This window comes from Kluyvera sp., from assembly GCF_965301105.1.
The window spans coordinates 1-4,920 of the sequence record NZ_CBDKZX010000144.1; the positions used below are offsets into that span (position 1 = coordinate 1).

Annotated in this window: 6 protein-coding genes; all 6 read left to right on the forward strand. The window is 57.7% G+C overall.

All coding sequences use genetic code 11. The annotated features are described in order from the left end of the window. The coding region (nuoH, locus tag ACW14G_RS22175) for an NADH-quinone oxidoreductase subunit NuoH (RefSeq protein ID WP_455648817.1) at nt 1-814 on the forward strand (814 nt) is incomplete at its 5' end. A gap of 14 nt (nt 815-828) precedes the next feature. Beyond that, nucleotides 829-1,371: an NADH-quinone oxidoreductase subunit NuoI gene (gene nuoI / locus ACW14G_RS22180; RefSeq protein ID WP_000172742.1), complete on the forward strand. Its 543-nt coding sequence runs from the start codon at nt 829-831 to the stop codon at nt 1,369-1,371. An 11-nt stretch (nt 1,372-1,382) separates the two neighbouring features. Beyond that, the gene (nuoJ, locus tag ACW14G_RS22185; RefSeq protein ID WP_163449082.1) at nt 1,383-1,937 is read left to right on the forward strand and encodes an NADH-quinone oxidoreductase subunit J; all 555 of its coding nucleotides are present in this window, start codon (nt 1,383-1,385) and stop codon (nt 1,935-1,937) included. Continuing rightward, complete coding sequence (gene nuoK / locus ACW14G_RS22190) at nt 1,934-2,236, forward strand: NADH-quinone oxidoreductase subunit NuoK (RefSeq protein ID WP_035892477.1); 303 nt, start codon at nt 1,934-1,936, stop codon at nt 2,234-2,236. Before nuoJ ends, nuoK begins: the two co-directional genes overlap by 4 nt. Beyond that, complete coding sequence (gene nuoL / locus ACW14G_RS22195; protein ID WP_065355791.1) at nt 2,233-4,074, forward strand: NADH-quinone oxidoreductase subunit L; 1,842 nt, start codon at nt 2,233-2,235, stop codon at nt 4,072-4,074. Before nuoK ends, nuoL begins: the two co-directional genes overlap by 4 nt. A 101-nt stretch (nt 4,075-4,175) precedes the next feature. Then, a partial coding sequence (locus tag ACW14G_RS22200) for an NADH-quinone oxidoreductase subunit M (protein WP_455648818.1) occupies nt 4,176-4,920 on the forward strand: 745 nt, incomplete at its 3' end.

A 4,920-nucleotide genomic window follows, 5' to 3' on the forward strand; every position in this document is an offset into this window, starting at 1 on the left:
CGGTTCGCTCCAGCTGGTTGCGGACATGATCAAGATGTTCTTTAAAGAAGACTGGGTACCGAAATTCTCGGACCGCGTCATCTTTACGCTGGCACCGATGATCGCCTTTACCTCGCTGCTGCTGGCCTTCGCCATTGTGCCGGTCAGCCCAAGCTGGGTGGTCGCCGACCTCAATATTGGCGTCCTGTTCTTCCTGATGCTGGCAGGCCTCGCGGTGTACGCGGTGCTGTTTGCCGGCTGGTCGAGTAACAACAAATACTCCCTGCTGGGGGCGATGCGTGCGTCTGCGCAGACCCTGAGCTACGAGGTGTTCCTCGGTCTGTCCCTGATGGGCGTGGTGGCGCAAGCCGGTTCATTCAATATGACCGACATTGTCAATAACCAGGCTCACCTGTGGAACGTGATTCCGCAGTTCTTCGGCTTCATTACCTTTGCGATTGCGGGCGTAGCGGTGTGTCACCGTCACCCGTTTGACCAACCGGAAGCCGAGCAGGAACTGGCTGATGGTTACCACATTGAATATTCCGGCATGAAATTCGGTCTGTTCTTCGTGGGGGAATACATCGGCATCGTTACCGTATCGGCGATGATCGTGACGCTGTTCTTCGGTGGCTGGCAAGGCCCGTTCTTACCGCCGTTCATCTGGTTCGCGCTGAAAACCGCGTTCTTCATGATGATGTTCATTTTGATTCGCGCCTCATTACCGCGTCCGCGTTATGACCAGGTAATGTCCTTCGGCTGGAAAGTGTGCCTGCCGCTGACGCTGATCAACTTGCTGGTAACGGCGGCTGTCATTCTGTGGCAGGCGCAATAAGGGGCGAATAGACCATGACCTTAAAAGAATTACTCGTAGGCTTCGGCACCCAGGTACGCAGTATCTGGATGATTGGCCTGCATGCGTTCGCCAAACGCGAAACGCAAATGTACCCGGAAGAGCCGGTTTACCTGCCGCCGCGCTATCGTGGCCGTATCGTGCTGACGCGCGACCCGGACGGCGAAGAGCGCTGCGTGGCCTGTAACCTGTGCGCGGTAGCCTGCCCGGTGGGCTGTATCTCTCTGCAGAAAGCAGAGACCAAAGATGGCCGCTGGTATCCGGAGTTTTTCCGCATTAACTTCTCGCGCTGCATTTTCTGCGGCCTGTGTGAAGAAGCGTGCCCGACCACGGCGATTCAGTTGACCCCGGACTTCGAACTGGGTGAATACAAGCGTCAGGATCTGGTGTACGAAAAAGAGGATCTGCTGATTTCCGGTCCGGGCAAATACCCGGAATATAACTTCTACCGGATGGCGGGTATGGCAATCGACGGCAAAGATAAGGGCGAAGCAGAGAACGAAGCTAAGCCTATCGACGTCAAGAGCCTGTTACCGTAAGGAGAGGGGCAATGGAATTCGCTTTTTATATCTGTGGCCTGATTGCTGTCCTCGCGACGCTGCGAGTGATTACGCACACTAACCCGGTACATGCGCTGCTGTATCTGATTATCTCGCTGCTGGCAATTGCCGGGGTGTTCTTCTCGCTGGGCGCGTATTTCGCCGGTGCGCTGGAGATCATCGTTTACGCGGGCGCCATCATGGTGCTGTTCGTCTTCGTGGTGATGATGCTGAACCTGGGCGGCGCGGAAATCGCTCAGGAACGTGAGTGGCTGAAACCGCAAATCTGGATTGGCCCGGCGATTTTGTCCGCCGTGCTGCTGGCGGTGATGGTTTACGCCATCATCGGCCTGAATGACCAGGGCATCGACGGAAACGCCATCAGCGCGAAAGAAGTCGGTATCGCACTGTTCGGGCCGTACGTTCTGGCGGTAGAACTGGCGTCGATGCTGCTGCTGGCCGGGCTGGTGGTGGCCTTCCACATTGGCCGTGAAGACCGTCCGGGCGAAGTGCTGAGCAACCGTTCCGGCGATAGCGCGAAAAGGAAAACGGAGGAACACGCATGATTCCTTTACAACATGGGCTGATCCTCGCCGCGATTTTATTCGTGCTGGGTTTAACCGGCCTGGTTATCCGCCGTAACCTGCTGTTTATGCTGATTGGGCTGGAAATCATGATTAACGCCGCCGCGCTGGCCTTTGTGGTCGCCGGCAGCTACTGGGGCCAGACCGACGGTCAGGTGATGTATATCCTCGCCATTACCCTTGCGGCTGCGGAAGCAAGTATTGGCCTGGCGCTGCTGCTGCAGCTCCATCGTCGCCGCCAGAACCTGAACATCGATTCAGTAAGTGAGTTGCGCGGATGAACATGCTTGCCTTAACCATTATTTTCCCGTTAATTGGCTTTGTCCTGCTGGCCTTCTCCCGCGGGCGCTGGTCAGAAAACCTGTCCGCCACCGTGGGGATTGGCTCGATTGGTCTGTCCGCGCTGGTCACGGCGTACGTCGGCATCGACTTCTTCGCTAACGGCAAACAGGCGTTCAGCCAGCCGCTGTGGACGTGGATGTCCGTCGGTGATTTCAATATCGGTTTCAACCTGGTGCTGGACGGCCTGTCGCTGACCATGCTCTCGGTAGTAACCGGGGTCGGCTTCCTGATCCACATGTTCGCCTCCTGGTACATGCGCGGTGAAGAGGGTTACTCCCGCTTCTTCGCCTACACCAACCTGTTTATCGCCAGCATGGTGGTTCTGGTGCTGGCCGATAACCTGCTGCTGATGTACCTCGGCTGGGAAGGCGTGGGCCTGTGCTCCTATCTGCTGATCGGTTTCTACTACACCGATCCGAAGAACGGCGCGGCGGCGATGAAAGCCTTCGTGGTCACCCGTGTGGGTGACGTGTTCCTCGCTTTCGCGCTGTTCATCCTCTACAACGAGCTGGGCACGCTGAACTTCCGCGAAATGGTGGAACTGGCGCCGGCGCACTTTGCCGCAGGCAATAACATGCTGATGTGGGCAACGCTGATGCTGCTGGGTGGTGCCGTAGGTAAATCCGCGCAGCTGCCGTTGCAGACCTGGCTTGCGGACGCGATGGCCGGCCCGACGCCGGTCTCCGCGCTGATCCACGCTGCGACGATGGTTACCGCAGGTGTCTACCTGATTGCCCGTACCCACGGCCTGTTCCTGATGACGCCGGAAGTGCTGCATCTGGTGGGTATCGTTGGAGCGATTACGCTGGTGCTGGCAGGCTTTGCCGCGCTGGTGCAGACCGATATCAAACGTGTACTCGCGTACTCCACCATGAGCCAGATTGGCTACATGTTCCTGGCGCTGGGCGTGCAGGCGTGGGATGCGGCGATTTTCCATCTGATGACCCACGCGTTCTTCAAAGCGCTGCTGTTCCTGGCGTCCGGCTCGGTGATTCTGGCCTGTCATCACGAACAGAACATCTTCAAAATGGGCGGCCTGCGTAAGTCGATTCCGCTGGTGTATGCCTGCTTCCTGGTCGGTGGCGCCGCGCTCTCTGCGCTGCCGCTGATTACCGCGGGCTTCTTCAGTAAAGACGAAATCCTTGCCGGGGCGATGGCTAACGGTCATATCAACCTGATGGTGGCGGGTCTGGTCGGTGCGTTCATGACCTCGCTGTACACCTTCCGTATGATCTTCATCGTCTTCCACGGTAAAGAGCAGATTCATGCGCACGCAGGGAAGGGGATTACCCATCACCTGCCGCTGATTGTGCTGATGGTGCTGTCGACCTTCGTGGGCGCGCTGATTGTGCCGCCGCTGCACGGCGTACTGCCGGCAACGACCGAACTGGAACATGGCCGCGTGCTGACGCTGGAAATCACCTCAGGCATCGTGGCGATTGCCGGTATCCTGATTGCCGCATGGCTGTGGCTGGGTCAACGTACGCTGGTGACCTCTATCGCCAACAGCGCGCCGGGCCGTCTGCTGGGTACCTGGTGGTACAACGCCTGGGGCTTTGACTGGCTATACGACAAAGTGTTCGTTAAGCCATTCCTGGGCATCGCCTGGCTGCTGAAGAGCGACCCGCTCAACGCGCTGATGAACATTCCGGCGATCCTTTCCCGCTTTGCTGGCAAAGGCCTGGTGCTGAGCGCGAACGGTTATCTGCGCTGGTATGTTGCGTCAATGAGCATTGGTGCCGTGGTGGTGCTGGCGCTGTTGATGGTATTGCGTTAATTCGTTGGGGAGGGTTTTCCTCCCCATGAAAATGTCGTGCTGTTTTCCTGTTCCGGCGAGCGATGTCGCCACCGGATAGTTGAATAAGGAAATGAATTGCCATGTTATTACCCTGGCTAATACTGATTCCCTTTATTGGCGGTTTCCTCTGCTGGCAGACCGAACGCTTTGGCGTGAAGATGCCGCGCTGGATAGCGCTGATTACCATGGGACTGACGCTGGCGCTTGGCCTGCAGCTGTGGCTGCAGGGCGGCTACTCACTCACGCAATCTGCCGGTCTGCCGCAGTGGCAGTCTGAGTTCATCCTGCCGTGGATCCCACGTTTTGGGATCACTATCCACCTTGCTATCGACGGCCTGTCGCTGCTGATGGTGGTGCTGACCGGTCTGCTGGGTGTGCTGGCGGTGCTCTGTTCCTGGAATGAAATCCAGAAATACCAGGGCTTCTTCCACCTCAACCTGATGTGGATCCTGGGCGGCGTTATCGGCGTGTTCCTCGCCATCGACATGTTCCTGTTCTTCTTCTTCTGGGAGATGATGCTGGTGCCGATGTACTTCCTGATCGCGCTCTGGGGCCATAAAGCCTCCGACGGTAAAACGCGTATCACGGCGGCCACCAAGTTCTTCATCTATACCCAGGCAAGCGGTCTGGTGATGCTGATTGCCATCCTGGCGCTGGTGTTCGTGCACCACGATGCGACCGGCGTATGGACTTTCAACTATCAGGATCTGCTGAAGACCCCGATGTCCCACAGCGTGGAATATCTGCTGATGCTTGGCTTCTTCATCGCTTTCGCGGTGAAAATGCCGGTGGTTCCGCTGCACGGCTGGCTGCCGGACGCGCACT

Excerpts from the sequence above, each read along its gene's own strand:
- nuoI (WP_000172742.1), top strand. The coding sequence starts at position 829 with ATGACCTTAAAAGAATTACTCGTAGGCTTCGGCACCCAGGTACGCAGT.
- nuoJ (WP_163449082.1), top strand. The coding sequence starts at position 1,383 with ATGGAATTCGCTTTTTATATCTGTGGCCTGATTGCTGTCCTCGCGACG.
- nuoK (WP_035892477.1), top strand. The coding sequence starts at position 1,934 with ATGATTCCTTTACAACATGGGCTGATCCTCGCCGCGATTTTATTCGTG.
- nuoL (WP_065355791.1), top strand. The coding sequence starts at position 2,233 with ATGAACATGCTTGCCTTAACCATTATTTTCCCGTTAATTGGCTTTGTC.